The sequence below is a fragment of the Desulfovibrio biadhensis genome, from assembly GCF_055388615.1.
Map to the genome: position 1 here is coordinate 1,222,907 of NZ_AP042477.1, position 19,379 is coordinate 1,242,285.

Genomic DNA, 19,379 nt, shown 5'->3' on the forward strand with positions numbered 1-19,379 from the left:
TGCCTACGACAACCCTATACATGCACCTAATCCAATCAAAAAACTACCATACGCCAGCATTTTTGCTTTTTGTTCATGACTTTTTCATTACAACACACTGTTTTTACGTGTGTATATGAATACAACAAGATACAAAGCACTCAAGGTTGCTTTTCTACTGTGTTGCCCCATATAGCGCGTGATCTGGGCCTTGCAGACAATGCGAACCTGCCGGCAAAGCAACCGACATTCTGCTGCAACGGAGAATTATTCGAAGAAGTTCTTTTCTACGAACACGGCAAGAATTTCGGCGCTGGCTGCGTCGGGCCGTACGAGGTAGTAATTGTCTATGACGTGGTGGGCGATTTCGTGGGCAAGGATATTGGCCGTAATATCCTCGAGGTTGATATAGACGGAACGCTGCTCAAATACATACCATGATCTCGGTATGTTCTTGGCGCCCGGTCGCAATTTTTTGTATTTGAAGTCGATCTGAACATGGTCTTTGTAAACATAGATAGAGACCTTGCCCATATTGATACGCATGTCCAAAAGCGCCTGGACTCGTTCGAAGATGAAGTCGAGTTTTTTACCAAGCTGGCTCTGCCCTGCTTCCAAACTCCCCCCGCCCATGAGTTCAATGCTTTTCATCATGACGGGGTCGAGCTTTACCTTGTTATCCAGTATCTCAAGGTCAGCTTTGTCCTGATAGTTGACAATGCTGTGCACCGAGGCGAAGTTATACCACGCACTGGGTTGGGCGCTTGCAGCAAATCCGGGGACTGCTCCTGCAAACAGGATGCAGCAAGCCACAACAAGCGTGGTGAGGCCGACACAGAGTAAACGGCCTCGTTGTCGCTTCAAATCACTTCGGGACGATAGTCCCTGCTGAGTGCTCCGCCAGGAGCTTTTTTCCACGTTTGTGTCTGCCACCTTAGCCGCCCCCGTTGTTACCTGGATTCTTTGCCCCGCGAAGTTTTGAACTCTGCATCAATATAGCCGCGCAAACTCTCCAGGGCTTGTACGTATTGCTCCTTGTCACAATCGGCAGGAGCATTCTCAAGCATTTCGTCAATTTTGCCTTGCACACCGCCAACCTTGCCGTCGAGTGATTTGATAAATGCGTTCAAAGACCCCGCCAAATCACTCAACTGGTCTTTATCCCGCAAGCGGAAATTCTTGGTAAGATCTCCGGATGAAACCATCTTGAGGTCCTCCTCCAGCCTGTACAAGGGGCCGGCGATCTTATGCGAAATGTACAGCGTGACAAAGGTGGAGGCCACACCGACCATTATCAGCGTGAACAGGTTGGTATAGAGCACAGCCGGCAGAATGACCTGCGAAGTGGTGCGCAAAGCCAGCCTGGAGTTGTTGAACGTCGAGGTAATGGTATCCTGAGAGGTATAGTACAATATCAACGTGGAGATGATGGAGCCTATAATGACAACGGCGCAGAATTTCAGGATGAATTTGAACTGAAAGTCTTTCTTGATGTAGAGGATTTTTCTTTTGGGTCTCATTTTTGAGCACCTCCTTCAGGAGCGTCCAGCAATTCCTTGTTGAGCTCTATTGTCGCTTCTTTGCGCAAAGTTTCGATCCAATGATCTATCGCACTGGTGACCTTTTCATCATAAATTCTCTCTTTTATCTTATCCTTCATTTCCTCGAAGGGCGGAGCCTTGGGGTCACGCTCCTTGATCCGGTCATAGGCTTCTTCCAACTCCTCCTCGCTGACGTAAACCGCCTTTGACAGCTCTTCGCTCTCCTGTTCCAGCACATCCCGGATCAATGTGTTCTCCCAGAATCGTTCAATGGAGCGCATGAACTTTTCCTTGCGGTCGAGTTTGCGCTTCACGGCTTCCTGAATCAGCAACTCCTTACGAATCGCCTGGTCCAGGTAAGATGCTCGTACGCTTCTGTCCATGTTCAGGTGATCGTAATACCGCGCCTCTTCTGCAAGCCGTTTATTGAACTCGTCAAGGGTCAGTTCATAGTCATTGATCCTTGCAATGACTTCTCCCTCGGGCTTGTCCGCCTCCGAGCAGGCAGCAAGGGCACAACACACCATCACGAGCAGCAAGAACTTACGCATGGTTTTCAACCACCCTGTCCTTGAGCGCAACCATTTGGGTCTGGCGGCGCTCGTGTATTTTCATTCTTTCCAGCAGGTGCGTCCCGCCAGGTTAAAAGCTGATTTCACGCAAAATCACGCTGTACACATAGCGTAAAAACATCATCACCCGGGACCTGGGGCCAGACTCCAGCCAGACCTTGCCCGTTTGCCCCAGCTTGTACCCCTGGGGAACGTCATCCAGAAGCAGCTCCACCTGATAGCGACTTTCCAGCATGTACATCTTGCCCTGGCTTTCCGTAACCGGCAAAACCCCTTTGGCAAGAGACGTCAACGAAAGATAGTTGATGGTCTCGCTACGCACCGGATTGACCTTGAGCACTGTCACCCCAATGGGGTGCGGGTCTGCCTTGGCCATGAACATCCCTTTGTCGCCAACCTGGACCTGGGCAACGTCATCCTCCGACACAAAAGCAAAAAGCTCCATCTGGGACACTTGTCCCACTTTGCCCAGCATGTCGTTTTTGGCCAGATAGCGCCCTTGTACTACAGTCTGATCCCAAATGTAACTACTGCCATCGATCTCGGCAACCAGACGCATCTGATCGATCTGTTTCTCCAGGCTGGAAAGCTGCGCTTCTACAGCGCTTTGCTCTTCTGCAACCTGGGCGATGAACGCTTTTTCGTCAGTGGAAACGGCGTACAGTTCCTGCTTTGCCTTGAGCTTCTCCAGTTCCAATTCCGTTATCCGTTTCTCGTTCCGCAACTCGATCGAATCGAGGACAAGCAGAGTTTTGCCCCTTTCTACAGGCGCACCACGCGTTGTATTGACGGCAACCACCTGGCCGGAATGAGGAACATACACCGATTGGCTGGCCCTGGGCACCAGAACGGCGGGCAGGCTGAACCTGCGGGGCAGCGGCAACGCCAACCATAGCAGCAACAGCGACAGGCCGCACAACGTGAGCAGCAGGTTCAAATTGAAGTGAATGCTTCCACGTTGTCTGTAGATGGCTTTGGCCTCCAGGTAAAAGGGTCTGCTGATAAAGAACCAGACTTCGATCACGAAAAGCACTATGCCGAGGGCTTTCGTGAATTTGTAATACACGAGCACGGCGATGGCGATATACAGGGTGATTCTGTAGAGCCAGGCGTAAATCGAGTAAAAGATCATGAGCGCCAGGCGTTTTTTCGAGGCTTCCGGTTCTGGGCACGGCTTTCTGATTCCAAGGAAAAGCCTACGGTAGAACCATCTGGTCACGGCAAAGGCCCTAAACTGCAGATTGTCGACGCCCAGGATATCCATGAGCAGATAGTATCCGTCATAGCGCATGCCCGGATTCACGTTAATAAGCAATGTGGAGATAAGAGACGAGGAACAGATAACAAAGCAGATGCTTTTGAAAATGCCTTCCGGCGCCACCCCCCACATAAACAGGGAAAGGCCGGCCATGGCCAGTTCCGCCATGACGCCCGCCCCAGATATGGCAAGGCGTCTCTTGCGCGACTGCAATCGCCAGGCGTCTGTAACGTCACTATAGGCAACAGGCCAAAGAACCATGAATGCCACGCCCATGACGGGCACGCGACAGCCGTAGGATTTGGCCACATAGGCATGGCTGAATTCGTGTATTATCTTGGTGCCGACAATAGCCAAACCAAAAAGCGCCATTCCCTGCCAATTAAAAAAGTAGGAAAACGTTCCGAAAAAAGCATCCGGCTCGGAAATCACCTTTGTCAGACCCCACACCAGGAGGAACGCGTACAAAAACATCACGCCCCTGTTGGCCAACCCCTTCACAATCCAGAGCGTCTTGTCCAGAAAGGCATCGGGGCGAATGAGCGGCACTCGAAAATACAGGTAATTGTGCAGCAGCCATTTCAACGGATGGATTTTTCGCTTTGATCGCTCTTCCAGCAGGCTATCCACCGGCCGCGTCAGGCGATCCATGGTCAGGCCACGCTCTTGGGCGTTTTTGCAAAAGGCGATGATTTCATCAGGGGTGGCGCGCAGCGTCGTGTCCTGCTCTATCTCCTGCAAAAGCTTGGCAATGGTCTTGGGTTTGCGAAGACGGTACAGTATCTCCGCACCGGCCCAATCTATCTGGTCATAGGTGCGAGACAGCGGATCATAGATAGTGAACGTGGGGGAGCCATCCAGGGACGGTGGCCCTGGGAAAATGGACAGATCGCCCCTGAGCACAGGCAGCGGAATGTGCGCCGGGTCGATTGCGTCGCCCTTTTGGACGTTTATGGTGTAGGATTGCGTGCTCATCAGTACGGTCCGGCGGCCATCACTCCATATCCAGAGCCAGCCCGGCAGGGGCCTTGGCAGCCGGGTCCTTCTTTATGGCACAAAGCTGAGCGTTTCAGCTTTTTGGTTTCTGCTTCTCCACTGCGGCCACGGCCTGGTTCAACGTATCGCGAAGCCGTTTGGCCGTGCCCAGAGAAAGCACCACGCGGTTGCCGATACGTACGCTCCCGCTATGTGTGCGATCCACATTGCCAAGCTCGATGAGTACATCGCTTTGCCCGGCAAAAACACTGAAAAAATCCCTGTACACATACTCTACATCTTCAGGGCGCTGCACGTCGAGCCTGCTTTTTTCCGTATCATGAGGATTCCTGGCCATGACGCCCTCCTTTTCCGGTTCAGGGAAGATCAAAAACCAAATGTCATGCGGGCCCAGGCAATGGGCTTGCGGAACAGCCAATAGCCGAGGCGGACGGTATTGCCGAATAGTGTGGCGTGCCCTTGCAGGCCGATCTTGAGATCAGGAACCTGATGCAGCCAGGCGCCCTCTGCAAGGATAGCAGGATTCCCTTCCGGAGAAGTGGAAACCGAATCCGCCACATAGGAAAGTTGTGCGGTGAGCGTTTTTTCGGGAAAGGCGTTCAAATGCACCTGAGCGGGTTTCTCAAGCACAAACGGCACGTTATCATCCGGAGGCAACCAGATACGCAGTTTTGTTTTGGCAGGATCCACGATCATCAGCACCTTTTGCCCCACAGCAACGGGCTTGCCCCGCCACTCGTCAGGATCTTCGCTCACAATACGTCCTGTGGTTTCCGCGTAGACATCCATTTTGGACGCCTTGTACTCGGCCAACTCCACCCGCGCCTTTTCCTGCTCCAGCTCCAGCTGGATCATCTCGATTTCCGCTCTTGCTTTTGGATCGTAGAATGCCTGCATTGATGCGCGGTTCAGATTGGATTGGATGATTTCAACCTGTTTGCGGGCGACCTTCAAATCCTCCAGGGTGACGCGCTTATCGTAACGAAAGAGCAGATCGCCCTTTTGCACGGCCTGGCCCGGCTGCACCATCACTTCCTCCACCACGCCATCTACAGGGGCGGTGATGATAATCGGATCGCGCGGCGCCACCTCGCACTCACCAACCACGCGCAAAGGTACATGGACGAACCACAGCAATGCAGCAATGGCCAGCATGAGAAACAATGCGCCCTCGCGCAATGTCCGGCGCAGCACATTTCCCATGCGTGAAGGAGGATCAAGCTTGCCCCACACAGCGCCATAGCTGACCATGAGCGACTTGAGCAACTTGTGGTCAGGTTCGCGCCAGGGAACACGGTTCCAGCGCTCCACCCACAACCCGGCGAGCATCGTGTTCTTATGCGTGATGGGTAGCCAGAGGACTTCAGGGTGTGGTGCGCTTTCGTGGTAGGAATCCCACAGGTACTCTTTTTCAGGAGCAAAAGAATCGGCCCTGAGCACCCCGCTACGATCAGGGTGCTCGAGACCGTTGATAAGCTTGCGCCATTTTACAGCAAGTTCGGACTGACTGGAGACGCCTGTCTGTCCGGAAACGCCCAGCAACTTGGGCTTGGGCTTTGTAAAATCCCAGATTACCGCCCTGTCATAAGCACAGAGGGCCACCGTACGGTTCAGGATTCTGAATATCAGCTCCTGCTTCTTCTGCGACAGGATCGACTCCATGGTGAGCTGATGCAGCAAGCTCACCTTTTGCAGGGCCGTCTGATGCAGGTCCGCCGTCGGCTTCTGGTTTTGTTGTCCGTTTGGCATCCAATGCTGCTGAGGCTACTGCCCCATGATCAGCGTTCCAGTCATACCGCTGACGATTTTACCACCCTGGTTGGGAACCTCACCGTACACCTCAAAGGTGCCAGAGGCCGGATCCAGGACTTTGCTGATATGTGTGATCTTGCAGGATACGGTTTCGCCAGTCTCGTTAACGGAGATGGACACTTCCTGCCCCAGGGAGATTCTGCCGTATCCAGTGGAAGGCATCAGGATGTTCGCCCTGAGCACGGAATCATCCACAACTTCGATGACCGGCGTGCCTTGGTCCACCCACTCGTGGTCGCGGACCAGAACCTGCTTTACAACACCGTTGAAGGGCGCCTTGATCACTGCGTCGTCCATCTCTTTCTTGGCGACCATCAGGCTGGCGCTGGCGGAACCGGCTTCCTTGCGCGCGTTGGCGATATCAAGCGGCGTGGCCGACTTGTAACTGCTCATTTTTTTGGCAACCTTCAGGGCCTGATGGGTGGCGGAGACTTCACTCTGGGCACGCACCAGGTTGGCCTTGTAAACCGTGTCGTCAAATTCAACGAGCACATCGCCCTTACTGAATGAATCGCCCATCTGCTTTTTAACGGCTATGACCTTGGTCGGTATTTCAGCAGACAGCGTAGCCATGTTCTTGGATTCGAAAACCACGGAAAGGGGCCTGTCGCGGCGAGGCGCAGTTCCGGGAGCCTCGGCAGCAAAGGCTGCAGACCCAGCCATAATGACAGTGGCAGCGAGAAGAATGCCAAGAGTCGTGAATATGATTGACTTGCTCATGTTGTTATCCCCGTGATTGCGTCAAGTTGTGCGTCTCTCGGCTACTGGGCCTCGACAGCGCTGATTTTGATGGTCAGATCGCCCTCTTTCGGTGCGGGCGCAGGATTCGCATCAGCCGGTTGCGCGGCCTTTTCAGGGGCCGGCGTGGGGGCCTGCTCAGAAGTCTTGGTCTCTTGTACCGGGGCAACCTCCGGAGTGGCTACGTATTCCTGTTGCTGGCTTTGCGCAACCGGGACGGATTGTACAGCAGAGGCTGCGCCAGCAGCGGGAATCGTATCTTCCCAGTCAAGACCGAGGGTATTCCGAATGCGCGCCTGTGAAAGCACGAGCTTGGAATACGACTCCAGGTAGCGCTGTCTGGCAGAGAGAAAACGGTTGTTTTCTTCAAGCAGCAGGCTTTCCTTGAGCTTGCCGTCCTGGATCATACGATCAATCAGAGCCATCAGCTCGCCACGCTCTTCAGCCACGCTCTTGGCCAGAGGAATCTTCTCCTCAGCGTCCTTGTACTCGATGACAGCCAGACGCAACTGCGTAAGGATGGCCAGAGAAAGCTGCAGCCGACGCTTCATTTCCATATCCTGCTTACGTTGGGCAGTGCGGCTTTCGGAAATGAATTCGGGGATGTTCAATATATCCCAGGCGAGTCTGAGCCCGTATGTATACCAGTGATCTTTCACATAAAAACTGTTGGAAGTGTAGTCGTAACGGTAGTAAGGCGTCAGAGAAGGAAACATCCGCGTGATCGACACCCAGAGGTCCTGCTTGGCGATCTGCTGGTCTATGTCTTTCTCAAAGAGTTCGGGCCTGTTCTGCAGCGCCACTGTCTCCAGTTGCTGCACATCGTAGACAACACCCACAGGCGGAGTTTCGAAATCAAACGGGGCAAGATCGAAATCCGCCACCCTGACACCCATCAGCTGTCCCAACAGGTTCTTGGCGGATTCAAATTCTTCCTCGAAACTGGTAAGCAGAATCATCATTTCCTTGATATCAATGCGATTCTGCAGCCAGTCGTTCCTGGACACAAGCTGCTCTGCCAGCATTTTGTCCATCTCGACCTGACGTTCTTTGGCCATCCGCAAAAGCTGGTTGGCATCGTCGATCAAGTCCCTGGCAACGACAGCACGCATGTAGGCTTTGGTCATCTCCAAGGCCACATTCTGCTTGATGCGGCGGAGCTGCTCCTCAATTATCTGGGAGCGCATGCCTTCCTGCTGCACACGAAAAACGTTCTGCGCCAGGTCAAGAAGATCCCATGAAAGCTCTGCGCTGGCCATGGTCTGATCGAGATCTTCGGAAAACGAAGGCTCCAAAGATTGTTGCCGCGTAATCCATGAAGTGGAGGATGAGGGCGTGTGGGTCGACTTGACGCGCCGCTCAGCCAGCAGAATAAGCTGCGGCAACATCCTGAACCAGACGCCATTGATGAGCTCATCCTGGACACGCTTCTCTGAAGCTTTGGCCAAGGCCTCGAGGTTGTAGTTCAACGCATACCGGATGCAATCATCCAGTGTCAGCGGTTCCGCCAAATTCGGCGGCTGCGGCGTTTCTTCGCGCACCACTTTCCGATCAGCGTCATCAGTGGCCTGGGCAATCATCGCGACATCCTTGCCCATGTTTTCTATGCGCTGTGCCTGTTGTGCCTGCTTACTGGCGGCGCACCCAAAAAGGAACAACGCCAGCGCTCCCAGTACCAGAATCATTCGTAACGCATGCATACCGTGCACACCTTTTCCCCTAGATTTAACTACTCACATCCTCACCAGTCGCCGGCTGCCGCAGACGGCATCTGCAATTCCGGTGCACCCCTAAACGCTTGCTTGACCACGCAAAAAAACCACAACAATATAAAATTATGGTATTATAACAGCAGGCATACAGAGCGGCCCCCCCACCTCTCGAAAGGACACCCTGCTACATCAAGATCCTTCCAGAGGAATACACCCCAAACACCATACGCTGAATGCGCATTGTACAGGCAATTTTTCTACACTTGTTATTGCGATTGCTAGCTTTTGCAATTCACATTGTCAATAACTGCACATCACATTTTTAGAAAAAATCTAGACTTCTTCTATTATTTTTCCCTTTCGTCTGGCGTTGCACCGTAAACATGCCACTTTTGTGCCCCGGCTTTGGCCTCTTTCAATGCCCGCTTGCTGCTCTCAAGCAGGTCATCTGCAGTACTTCCATGCATGGGGTAACAGGATGCACCTACGTGCATTGCAACCGCATGGGGCGCCCCCATCACTTCTACAGGGGCACCAAATTCTTCCAGAAGACGCTTTGCAACCGGCTGCAAATCTTCCGCTGCTGCAAGGTCTTCCAAAACAACGATAAATTCTTCCTGATCCACATGCGCAATGGTATCTACACGCCGTAAACGCTGTTTAATGCGCTGCACTACAGTATTCATAACTGTTTCAGCATGCCCTATTCCTGCGTCACACGCTGCCTGCAGCCCTTGCAGATCAATATTTAGAAGAGCAATCTTCTTGTTTTTCTTTTGTGCACGGTCAATTGCCTGTTCGAGGCGGTCCATAAGGATTATCCAGGGCGTACCAAAACTGGGATCACCCATAGTGATTACTTCACCAGCAGTTTCTACTTCCTCGCCAAAATCTCCATGCACACAAACGATAGCAACAATCCTTCCAGCAGCATCATGCAGCGACCTGCATGTATAGCGTTCCCAGCCTGCACTGTGTCCGCCTCGCTCTCCAATGACGCCTTCTATTGTGGCGCCACTGGATGCTCCATCAAAAAGATTGCTGTTACTTTCGAGCAAACGCGCGCCCCACTCCATATCGGCAAGCCGTTTACCTCGAATTGCAGCAGACTCCATGCGAACCTGTTCACACATGCGCTGGTTGGCGTAAAGCACCATACCGTCCTCTCCAGCAATCCATGCGCTCTGGGCGCACATATCCAAAGCCTCCATCAAGGCTGACGAAAGAATTTCGGCTTCAGAAGTGGTGCTGTTCACGGTAGTCAAATTTATGATCTCACTTTTAAAAGACTTATATTTGTCATTCCCTAATATCATAGGGGGCATGGATTTTCCACTGTTATTTATAACGCATTTACAATCTTCCCATACACATTAAACAACCCCGTTGCGCACTATGCTAATACTCGGCCAGAATGATTGAATTTAGCAACTACAAAATCCTGTATGTTTCCTTTTCGGAGCATTGGAATATCGGGTATATACAACAACTTTTTCAGCCACATGCACGTAATAATTCTTCGCATTTTTTTGCGGCAGCATTATCGTTACAGCGTACGATTCTTTCATTCAACGGCCCATTTGCACAGTTCCAAAAAATGACAGGAAACAGCATTGTAGAGATGCTCAAAATGCAATTGAAATGCAGCAATACCATTACGACAAAAAGAGAGCACCTTCCCGTCATGGAAGATCAAAGTTGTCACTCGATAAACAATGACGCAGATACAGCACATTATAGACACTCGGTCCAAAGTGCGGCGGATTATCAAGTACATCCACAGGCTTTAACCCGTACTCCTCCAGGTAATCATGCAATGCGCCGGAGTCAGACTCACCATTGTAGCGTTTTGTCTCGCACATTTCCACAAACACCGCGCCCACCTCGTGCAGCATGGCACCGCACCCCTGCAACACGGGCAACTCGTATCCCTGCACATCGAGTTTCATAAACCCGGGGCTTTGTTGCAGCACCGTATCGAGGCGCACCTGCTCTACATCTACAGTATCTGCAACGGTGGCGCGCCCCATGTAGGAATTTGCCATAAAATCCAAAGGCGACAACAAGGAAGAAAAAGGATTCCCGACAGTGACGTTGAGCTGCGCAGGGGCGTCACTTTCTCCAAGAGCGCGGGCGTGTACATTCACTTCCGACGTTGCCGCGTACTTATTCCGAAGCTTACCTGCCCTTTTGGGGATGGGCTCGAATGCGTGGATTTCCTTTTCAGGAAAAAGCTCCAGGCAGACATCGACAAACTCGCCCTTGTAAGAACCAGCATCTACCCAAGGTGAGGCAAGAGAGTGTAAAATATTTTCATATTCCGCTAAAAACGCTGCAATTGTTTTCGACATGCAAAAGCCTCAGACGGTCTGTCCTTTTATTATTCCAGTTTCATCCTGACAAACCACGTTCTTTTTCCAGCAGGGCGCCGATCATGCTAGCTAACTCGCTGAACTCCACCGGTTTCGGCAAATAACCATCAACACCAGCTTGCAGGAATTTATCCTTGTCTCCCACCATGGCATAGGCTGTTAACGCCACTATGGGGATATCAGCGTTTTCCTCGCCTGCCTGACCTGCTCTGATGGCGCCTGTCGTTTCTATACCATCCATGTGGGGCATTTGCACGTCCATTAACACTAGGGCGTGTCTGGTTGCTGCAAGGGCCTGCAGCGCCTGTTCACCGTTCTCCACAGAATTGACAGCATACCCTTTCTTTTCAATGAGTTGCTTTAAACCTAGTCTGTTCACTTCATCATCTTCCACGAGGAGAATCGGGTATGGGCAAAGCGCGTGGTGTTTCGGAGATTTGGCTTCTAGTTCTTCCGCCATTGCCATCTGCTTTATGGCAAAGGGGATGCTGCAATAGAAAGCCGTTCCCAAACCTGGCGCGCTTTCCGCCCTTATTTCTCCACCCATGAGTTCAACAAGCTGGCGCACAATGGAAAGCCCCAGGCCCGCCCCTTGATGGGTTCGCCGAAAACCTTCGTCCACCTGTGTAAAGGGCTCGAAAAGAGCCGCAATCTTATCTGCTTCTATGCCCACCCCCGTGTCGATGACGGAGAACAACACGCGTACGGTGTCCGTATGCTGCGTGTGTAGTAATGTGGCGTCGCAGATAATCCGTCCCTTTTCGGTAAACTTGACGGCATTGCCCACCAGGTTGCTGAGCACCTGCTGCAAGCGGATAGGGTCTCCGATTAAATTTCCGGGAATATTTTCATCTATTCTGCACTGCAGCGATATGCCTTTTTGCTTGCAGGAGGATTCAAAGAGATGCTCCATCATTCCAATACATTCAGCGATGTCCAGCTTGGCTGTAGCCAGACGCATCTTGCCTTCCTCGATTTTTGTCAGATCAAGAATGTCCCCCAGCAGCGTGGTCAATCTCGTTGCGGAACGTATCGCCAGATGCACATATTCTTGCTGCTCCTCGTCCAGCTCAGTTCCCATAAGCAACTGGTGCATGCCCATGATGCCATTCAAGGGGGTCCGCAGCTCATGACTCATGTTCGCCAAAAATATCGATTTCGCATGGCTGGCGGCTTCTGCATTGGCTTTTTCGCGTACAAGTTCCTCCTGCTGGGCAAGTAAGCGTTCACGGGTCTTGTTCAGTTTGCCCACCATCTGGTTGTAGGCTCTTCCAATGTCCAGCATCTCATCCGGCAGGTGCTCAATGTTGATCGACCGCCCGTAATCTCCTGAACCGATATCACTGAACGCAAGCTGGAAATGTTTTTTGGCGACAGCCGGCAATTCATCACGAGAAAGTATGGTCAGGCACAGCCAGTCCATGCAGCTGATTTTTTCCCAGTGCGCCTGGAATTCGCCGCTATTGGTCGTTATCAGGCTGTACCCGCTTTGGGATGCGAACATTGCCTCAAGATCAATATCCAAAAAAGCTTCATGCACGCCCCTGAAGGGAACGACAGAGAGCTCTCCTTTAGAGAGGGTTTCCTGCGCATCTCCGCTGCTGCTGGCCACAAGCAAGCCATCGCGCTCCACAACACAACTCAATTGCGTTTTTCTTGTTGGGGTAAGGATTTCACGCCGCACCAGGCTGTCGACCTTGATGTCGATGCTCCACAACCCGACAAATACATCAGCAACATATACAGGCAGCGAAGCGGCAAGGATCAACCCCTGCCCTGCGTAATCAACATGCGGGGGCGACCAGCGAACGCCACGTTCCGGATTCACAACCGGGGCAACGGAAAGAAATGTATGGTACTGGGACCAGTCAAAATCCGGCGTGATGGCCGTAACCTGATCTATGTAGGGGTATTGCAGGGCCGTGTTGGTGACATCCTGGTAGTAGATCCACGCTGCCCCTGGCAGGCGTTTATTCAGGGTTTCCAGCACCACCCCCACATTGCGGTGGCAATACAATCTATACCGTGCGTCAGGGTCATGTATTTTCTCAGGGGGCCAGGAATAACTCACAGCATTTTCAGACGCCCTGCCGCTCCTGTAGGCCTCCAGTTCAGGCAGACTCAGGTAGAAGCCGTCTTCCCCCACTGCGAAGCCTTCCTGCTGCAACCATGCGTCGATTGCGTCCGGGTCATGCGGCGTGATGGAGTGCAGCTCCAGTGTATGGCATGCGAGAAAATAAAGACTGTCCTTTACACGCTCCAATTCGCAGGAAATGACCTTGGCTATGGCCTTCAATCCAGTTTGTATCCGCTGCAGCTCCGCCATACATCCCCCCGGATTGTCCCTTACGCTTCGACATTGTCGCCATGCCAAAGCGTTGAAACATCAGATACAATGAACCCATCAGGAGTTTTCTTCTGCCAACCTGAAACGCTTGAGAACGCTGACAGAAGTATACCTATACGGTATTGTTTCAGGGATTTATCGAGAAACGACATTCTGGAATAACCCTTATTACCCCTATTACGCTCCCAGCGCTTTTCTTTCAAGCTTTGCGCTTTTTTTAGAGGTTATAATAATCCTGATTTTTCACTCCCCTTTCTCAAAGGGCGGTTTCATAGCCCTTTCCCCAAAACTCTCGCCAAAGGCCTCACTTTCGCCTTATCAAACTGAGTTTGTGGGGACGCATACTCTTCACGCCCCAAGAACATCTTGACAAAACAATGCTTTACATAAAATTTAATTAAAAAGGTACCTTTGCAACTTGACTGAGAGAAACACGCCCTTATATTCAAACAAACGAAGGTACCTTTTTAAATTTAACCACAAAGGAGATTTGTATAATGCGACAAACAAGACACCATACACACGACTGGCGCAATGCCAGACGCGGCGGCAACTGCGGCCGCAGACGCGGAAGCGGCCGAGACTGCAGGCGCCGCGCATGGCACATGGACGGCCTGCCTGCCCCTTTCCTGGGAAGAGACGATGCAGCTCCAGAGCTCTCCACGCAATTCCCCGGAGCAGACGTCTGCCCCTTGTGTAAAAACCACTGCCCTGCAGATGCCCCTGGGTGTCCAAAGGGCGAGGCCCACTTTTCCATGCAAATGGCAACCGAAAGGAGGTCCCATGACTGAGACAACAACAGACCAGAATGTGGCAAGCGAAGAGCTGGCCATGCTGTTCCGCAGAACCAGCCGGCTTATGGCGCGGGCTTACCACCGACAAGACCACGCGCCCCATGCACAATTTGCGGTTCTCAACATCATCAACCGCCAGGGGCCCATCAGTCGGGCTGAGCTGCTTGAAATGCTGGATGTGCGTTCTGCATCCTTGAGCGAAGTGCTGCAGAAACTGGAGCGTAACGACCTTATACAACGCGAAAGGAATGAATTGGATCGGAGAGGTTTTGTTTTAAGCGCCACCGAACGGGGCAAAAAAATGGCGGAACAAACCAGTGACGAAGTGCCGGTCGCCCACACCCTGTTCCATTGCCTGAGCACGGCAGAGCAACAGCAACTGCGCTACATACTAAGCAAACTGGCTGACTCGTTGCAAGTCGAACAGTGCGATGCAGAAGACCCCGCCATGCATCATAGATGCGGCCACGGACGGGGGCGCCACACCGGGCGCGGTGGCGGAAAACGCGGCGGCGGTAAACGCGGCCCCGGAAGAAACGGCGCAGGAAGAAACGGCTAACACACCAAGAGTACAGCGCTCCCCCTTTTGCCTCTACAGCCTGCTGCGATTGCAGGACATGCAGCAAAAAAAAGGGAGACGCCGCACGGCGCCTCCCTCCAGCATTTCTTTTCCGGTCGGTGAGAGACTATTTCCCAAAAAGCTTGAGTCGGATGGTCGCTGCATTACGGTGCGCGTCCATCTTCTCGAATGTGGATTGCGTCTCGGTGTATTTTGCAAGCATCATGGACGTATCCAGGGTGGTTTCCTGGTGGGTGATGACCTTGAGGTACATGCCGACCCAAAGCCCCCCCGTGTAGCGGGCGGCTCTGCCTGTCGGCAGACTGTGGTTGGTGCCAGCGACCTTGTCGGCATAGACTTCTGCAGTCAGCTCGCCGAGAAACAAGGATCCGTAGCTGTTTAGTTCAGGCAGCAAATCACGCGGCGCAGCCGTATGCACCTCCAGGTGTTCGGGAGCGTAGTCATTGACGTAGGCGGCGCACGCGCTCAAGTCTTCGCAAACAACAACTTCGCCATTCACATTCCAGGAGGCCCGGGCCACTTCCTCGGTCTCCAGAACCTTGAGCTGCTCCTCCACCTTTTCCAGCACGCTATTGCCCAGCGCTTCCGAGACCGTCACAAGCGAGGCGCGGGCATTGGGATCGTGCTCGCACTGGGCCAACAGGTCCGCGGCTATCAGGTCCGGATTGGCATCTGCATCGGCAATGACCTGTACTTCACTGGGGCCTGCGAGAAAGTCTATGCCGCACGTGCCGAATATCTGTCGCTTGGCCTCGTGCACGAATTTGTTGCCAGGGCCGACAATCATGTCGACAGGTGCCATGGTCTGCGTGCCAAAGGCCATTGCGCCGATGGCCTGCGCGCCGCCCAGGCAATAGATTTCGTCAACTTCCATTTCGTGCAGTGTATACAGGATGCCGTCGTTGATGCCGCCGGTGGGACCAGGAGGGCAGCAGGCTATAATCCGCTCAACCCCTGCGACCTTTGCCGGCATCACAGACATGACGGCCGCACTGAGACAAGGATAGCGCCCCGCAGGCACATAACACCCGCAGGAAGCAACCGGGATGACCCTGTGCCCCATAACCATGCCGGGGTAGATTTCCTTTTCAAAATCCACCAGGCAAACTTTTTGGGCTTCAGCAAAATCCCGAACCTTGGCCATGGCAAAATCCAGCTCCTCTATGACGGGAGCAGGCAGCCGTTCTCTGGCCTTGGCAGATTCCTCGCGGGAGACAAGAAAGGTCTCAGGCTCGAAATTGTCGAATTTCTTCTCATAGTAGCGCAGGGCTTCGTCTCCCTCACGCTTCACTCTGTCCAGAATTTCATTGACGGTTTCCGTAAGCGCGCGCTTGTCCTGTTCGGACACCGGCGTGGCTGTTTTGAGTCTTTTCACTGACATGTCACCTCCTGCACGTGGGAGATAAGGGTTGTTCCGGAATCAGCTGTTGTCAGAAACCAGCGATTGCCGGGATATACAGGGTGATTGCCGGAATATACGTAATTCCGAGCAACACGATGAATTCCATGACAATAAACGGGATGACCTCGTGGATGAGCTTTTCCAGCCGCACATTTCCTATGGCGGCGCCGATGAAAAGCCCGGACCCCACAGGCGGCGTATTCAACCCCACAAGCAGGTTGACGCAAAAAATGACCCCGAAATGCAACGGGGAAATACCGTAGGAAGCAGCGACAGGGGCGAAGATAGGCCCAAAGATGAAAATGGCCGGGAACAAATCCACCACGCACCCTATAAGCAACAGCATTATGTTCAGCAAAAGCAGAAACACATACGGATTGGTGGTGATGTCGTGCAGAAACCCGGCCAGCAGTGTGGGTACGTTCTCCGTGGCCAGGATGTAGCTGAACAGGTTGCTCGTGGCCAACAGCAGAAACATGATGGAGCTGACCTTGGCGCTGTTGAAGAATATCTTTCCGAGATCCTTCCACTTCATGATGCGGAAAATAACCAGGCAAACAACCAGGGCATAGGCCGATGCCGCAGCGGCTGATTCCGTGGCGGTATACGCCCCACTGAGCACACCAATGATGATGAGCAGGGGCATGATCAGAACCACACCGCTTTGCCGCAGGATGCGCAGCATTTCCTTTTTGGAGTATGGTTCCGTCCGTTTTTCGTAATTGCGTTTGCGGCTGATGACGTAGTTGATGGCCATGAGCCCGATACCGGTGAGCACCCCCGGCAAAATGCCCGCGAGGAAAAGCCCCCCGATGGACACGTTGCCCACGGCAAGGGCGTAAATGACGAAGGTCAGACTCGGCGGAATGATGGGGCCTATCACGGAAGAAGCAATGGTCACTGCGGTGCTGTAAGCGCGACTGTACCCCTTGCCGGACATGGCGGGGATAAGGATGGAGCCGATGGCTGTGGTATCCGCCGTAGCAGAGCCGGTGATGCCAGCAAAAAAGATGCTGGCCATGATGTTGGTGTGGCCGAGCCCCCCGCGCACTCTGCCGACCAGGAGGTCGGAGAGTTCCGTCAGTGAGCGGGTCATACCGCCATACAGCATGATCTCCCCCGCCAGGACAAACATGGGAATGGCGCACAGGATAAAGGAATCCACCCCTGAAAACATGTAATGGGAAATCAGGATCAAAGGAACGTCCTGCGTCAGCAGGGCCAACAGGGCAGATACCCCGATGGCAAAGGCGATGGGCATGCCCAGGACAATGAACAATATGAATGTAACCAGAAGAACCGTGAGGGTCATTTCGACCTCAGCTTTGCGGCGTCTTCCAGAAAAAGACGGATGGTGACGAGAATGAAAAGGACACCGCTGACCGGTATGATCATGTAGGGAATAGCGCGGGAAATACGAAGTGCCCCAGTCTTCATGGAAACAAGGGTGTGCGCTTCCTGCCATCCACCTACCACCATCACGGCGAGAAATCCCAGTATTGCGAGATTCATGACCATGCGAATAACAGTGGCGACGCGAGGAGGCAGGCGGTCCACCACGAAAAAGAGGCCAATATGCTGCTTGTCCGCAAGGGCATAAACCGCAGCCAGAAAATGCGACCAGACCATGAGGAAGCGCGCTGCCTCCTCTGGCCACGAGAGGGCGTCATTAAGCACAAAGCGGCAGAAAATCTGGAGGCAGATGATTGCCAGCATGCCTCCTATGGCCGCAATGACGATCCCGCGTATGAGGCGGTCGAAAAAAGCGATGAGTGTTTGCACAGTGTTCCTGCCTTTGGCGATGGAATGAAAGGCAGCAATGGCGCCTGCCCGAGAGCACGGCGCCATTGCTGCAAGGTAACGTATTCTGCTGATCGGGAATTCTAGTTGCCTTCCTCGATCTTCTTGATGGTGTCAAAAGCCTTATTAACGATGTCTTCACCGGCCTTTTCCTTCATCCAGGGAATAACGGCGTCATGGGCGGTCTTTTTCAACAGGGCCTTTTGTTCAGGGCTCAGGGAGATGACCTCGACCCCATTCTCCTTCAGGGTGTTGATGGAGATGACGCGGTTACGGTAGGTGGCGATGCCGAATTCAGCGGCGGCGGCCATCTGGGCGCCTTCCTTGACTACCTTTTTGAGGTCTTCGGGCAAGGACTGGTAGAATGCCTCGTTGATCAGGTAGAGGTTGGCACACCCCATACTCATGTCCAGCGTGACGTACTTGGCAACCTCGTAGTACTTCTGGTCAACCATGATGGTCAGGGTATGGCCAAGGCCGTCGATGACGCCCGTCTTGATGGAAGTATAGATTTCAGCCCAGGAAACAGGTGTTGCCGCAGCGCCCAGGGCTTCCCAGGTCTTGATGGTCAACTGGCTGTTGGGCAGGGTGCGGAGCTTCAGGCCCTTCAGGTCTTCCAGAGCTTTTACAGGGTGTTGCTTGTTGATGAAGTTGTAGAAACCGTAAGGCGCAGCGCCGAGCACCCGCACACCCATGTCCTTGGCCATCATGTCATTGATTTCTTCGAAGGTATCGCTTTCAAAGAATTTTTTCATGATCAGTTCATCAGAGAACAGGTAGGGGGTGAACCACACTTTCATGGGGTCGTAGGCGCCGGTGATGGATTCATCGCCCTGGGCCATCTTGTGGATGCCGAGCTTCAGCCCTTCAAGGAGTTTTTCGGAATCGCCCAACTGGCTGGAGGGGTAAATATCTACGCTGATCTGCCCATTGCTGGCAGATTCAACATACTGCTCAAAAGTCTTCCATCCCAGAGTATTGGGGCCGTCAGGGGATTCGAGACAGCCGATCTTCAGTTCGTACTTCTCGGCTCCTGCGGGTGCAGCAGCAACCAGAGTCACTGTGAACAACAGGGCCACAGCCAAAGCAACGCATTTCACACCGTCAGGTAGCCGCTTGGAAGTTAAGAGCATTTGATCCTCCTTTTGGATCGTTGGGATTACGCTCCGGCCTGAACACCATAAACAGGACAAAAGAAGCCTCCTGGTCCTGCATTACGGCAGCCGACGCCTTGAAATCCACCCAGCACGGCACCACCGTTGTGATGCGCACCTGCTGCATGGTTCACTTCTCCAAAAACAAATGAGGGATAGCAGCTTGTTATTGGCTCTGAGTTGGGGATGAACAGCGAAGCAAAACCCGCAACCAAGCGACACCCTTTTTCCCTGCCCCGGGTGCATGCGCTATGCGGCCAACCCCTGATTTATGAATCACTTACATAATGGAGTCACACTTTCGCCATGGGGCTCCCTGCCA

General features: G+C 53.0%; 17 protein-coding genes. 1 reads left to right on the top strand and 16 read right to left on the bottom strand.

Going from position 1 to position 19,379, the window contains the following annotated elements:
- Nucleotides 1-246 precede the first annotated feature (246 nt).
- From ACZ5EH_RS05360 to ACZ5EH_RS05410, 11 genes are all read right to left on the bottom strand, one after another.
- Nucleotides 247-843, bottom strand: coding sequence for a hypothetical protein (locus tag ACZ5EH_RS05360; RefSeq protein WP_464277104.1), 597 nt, complete (start codon nt 841-843; stop codon nt 247-249).
- 86 nt (nt 844-929) lie between these two features.
- Nucleotides 930-1,499: a hypothetical protein gene (locus ACZ5EH_RS05365; RefSeq protein ID WP_464277105.1), complete on the bottom strand. Its 570-nt coding sequence runs from the start codon at nt 1,497-1,499 to the stop codon at nt 930-932.
- A complete protein-coding gene (locus tag ACZ5EH_RS05370; RefSeq protein WP_464277106.1) occupies nt 1,496-2,071 on the bottom strand; it encodes a SurA N-terminal domain-containing protein in 576 nt (191 codons plus the stop codon). The genes ACZ5EH_RS05365 and ACZ5EH_RS05370 overlap by 4 nt, the downstream gene beginning before the upstream one ends.
- 91 nt (nt 2,072-2,162) lie before the next feature.
- Nucleotides 2,163-4,325 (bottom strand): site-2 protease family protein, encoded by a 2,163-nt coding sequence (locus ACZ5EH_RS05375; protein WP_464277107.1) that lies wholly within the window; start codon nt 4,323-4,325, stop codon nt 2,163-2,165.
- Nucleotides 4,326-4,419: 94 nt separating this feature from the next.
- Complete coding sequence (locus ACZ5EH_RS05380; RefSeq protein ID WP_464277108.1) at nt 4,420-4,683, bottom strand: DUF3467 domain-containing protein; 264 nt, start codon at nt 4,681-4,683, stop codon at nt 4,420-4,422.
- Nucleotides 4,684-4,712: 29 nt separating this feature from the next.
- A complete protein-coding gene (locus ACZ5EH_RS05385; protein WP_464277109.1) occupies nt 4,713-6,095 on the bottom strand; it encodes an efflux RND transporter periplasmic adaptor subunit in 1,383 nt (460 codons plus the stop codon).
- Nucleotides 6,096-6,110: 15 nt separating this feature from the next.
- Complete coding sequence (locus ACZ5EH_RS05390; protein WP_464277110.1) at nt 6,111-6,878, bottom strand: efflux RND transporter periplasmic adaptor subunit; 768 nt, start codon at nt 6,876-6,878, stop codon at nt 6,111-6,113.
- Between the two features lie 41 nt (nt 6,879-6,919).
- Nucleotides 6,920-8,596 (bottom strand): TolC family protein, encoded by a 1,677-nt coding sequence (locus ACZ5EH_RS05395; protein WP_464278262.1) that lies wholly within the window; start codon nt 8,594-8,596, stop codon nt 6,920-6,922.
- 359 nt (nt 8,597-8,955) lie between these two features.
- Nucleotides 8,956-9,864, bottom strand: a complete 909-nt coding sequence (locus ACZ5EH_RS05400) for a diguanylate cyclase domain-containing protein (RefSeq protein WP_464278263.1) — start codon at nt 9,862-9,864, stop codon at nt 8,956-8,958.
- Between the two features lie 426 nt (nt 9,865-10,290).
- Nucleotides 10,291-10,959, bottom strand: a complete 669-nt coding sequence (locus ACZ5EH_RS05405; protein ID WP_464277111.1) for an FkbM family methyltransferase — start codon at nt 10,957-10,959, stop codon at nt 10,291-10,293.
- 40 nt (nt 10,960-10,999) lie between these two features.
- Complete coding sequence (locus ACZ5EH_RS05410) at nt 11,000-13,306, bottom strand: ATP-binding protein (protein ID WP_464277112.1); 2,307 nt, start codon at nt 13,304-13,306, stop codon at nt 11,000-11,002.
- A gap of 804 nt (nt 13,307-14,110) precedes the next feature.
- Here ACZ5EH_RS05410 and ACZ5EH_RS05415 point away from each other — a divergent pair.
- Entirely contained in the window at nt 14,111-14,680 is a 570-nt protein-coding gene (locus tag ACZ5EH_RS05415) for a MarR family winged helix-turn-helix transcriptional regulator (RefSeq protein WP_464277113.1), read from the top strand.
- 127 nt (nt 14,681-14,807) lie between these two features.
- On the opposite strand, the gene hisD is transcribed toward ACZ5EH_RS05415, so the two are convergent.
- From hisD to ACZ5EH_RS05440, 5 genes are all read right to left on the bottom strand, one after another.
- Nucleotides 14,808-16,082 (bottom strand): histidinol dehydrogenase, encoded by a 1,275-nt coding sequence (hisD, locus tag ACZ5EH_RS05420; protein WP_464277114.1) that lies wholly within the window; start codon nt 16,080-16,082, stop codon nt 14,808-14,810.
- 49 nt (nt 16,083-16,131) lie between these two features.
- Nucleotides 16,132-17,415 (bottom strand): TRAP transporter large permease, encoded by a 1,284-nt coding sequence (locus ACZ5EH_RS05425; RefSeq protein ID WP_464277115.1) that lies wholly within the window; start codon nt 17,413-17,415, stop codon nt 16,132-16,134.
- Nucleotides 17,412-17,885, bottom strand: a complete 474-nt coding sequence (locus ACZ5EH_RS05430; RefSeq protein WP_464277116.1) for a TRAP transporter small permease — start codon at nt 17,883-17,885, stop codon at nt 17,412-17,414. Before ACZ5EH_RS05430 ends, ACZ5EH_RS05425 begins: the two co-directional genes overlap by 4 nt.
- Before the next feature lie 101 nt (nt 17,886-17,986).
- The gene (locus ACZ5EH_RS05435) at nt 17,987-19,036 is read right to left on the bottom strand and encodes a TRAP transporter substrate-binding protein (RefSeq protein ID WP_464277117.1); all 1,050 of its coding nucleotides are present in this window, start codon (nt 19,034-19,036) and stop codon (nt 17,987-17,989) included.
- On the bottom strand, nt 19,008-19,184 hold the full coding sequence (locus tag ACZ5EH_RS05440) for a hypothetical protein (RefSeq protein ID WP_464277118.1): 177 nt from the start codon (nt 19,182-19,184) through the stop codon (nt 19,008-19,010). Before ACZ5EH_RS05440 ends, ACZ5EH_RS05435 begins: the two co-directional genes overlap by 29 nt.
- Nucleotides 19,185-19,379 lie beyond the last annotated feature (195 nt).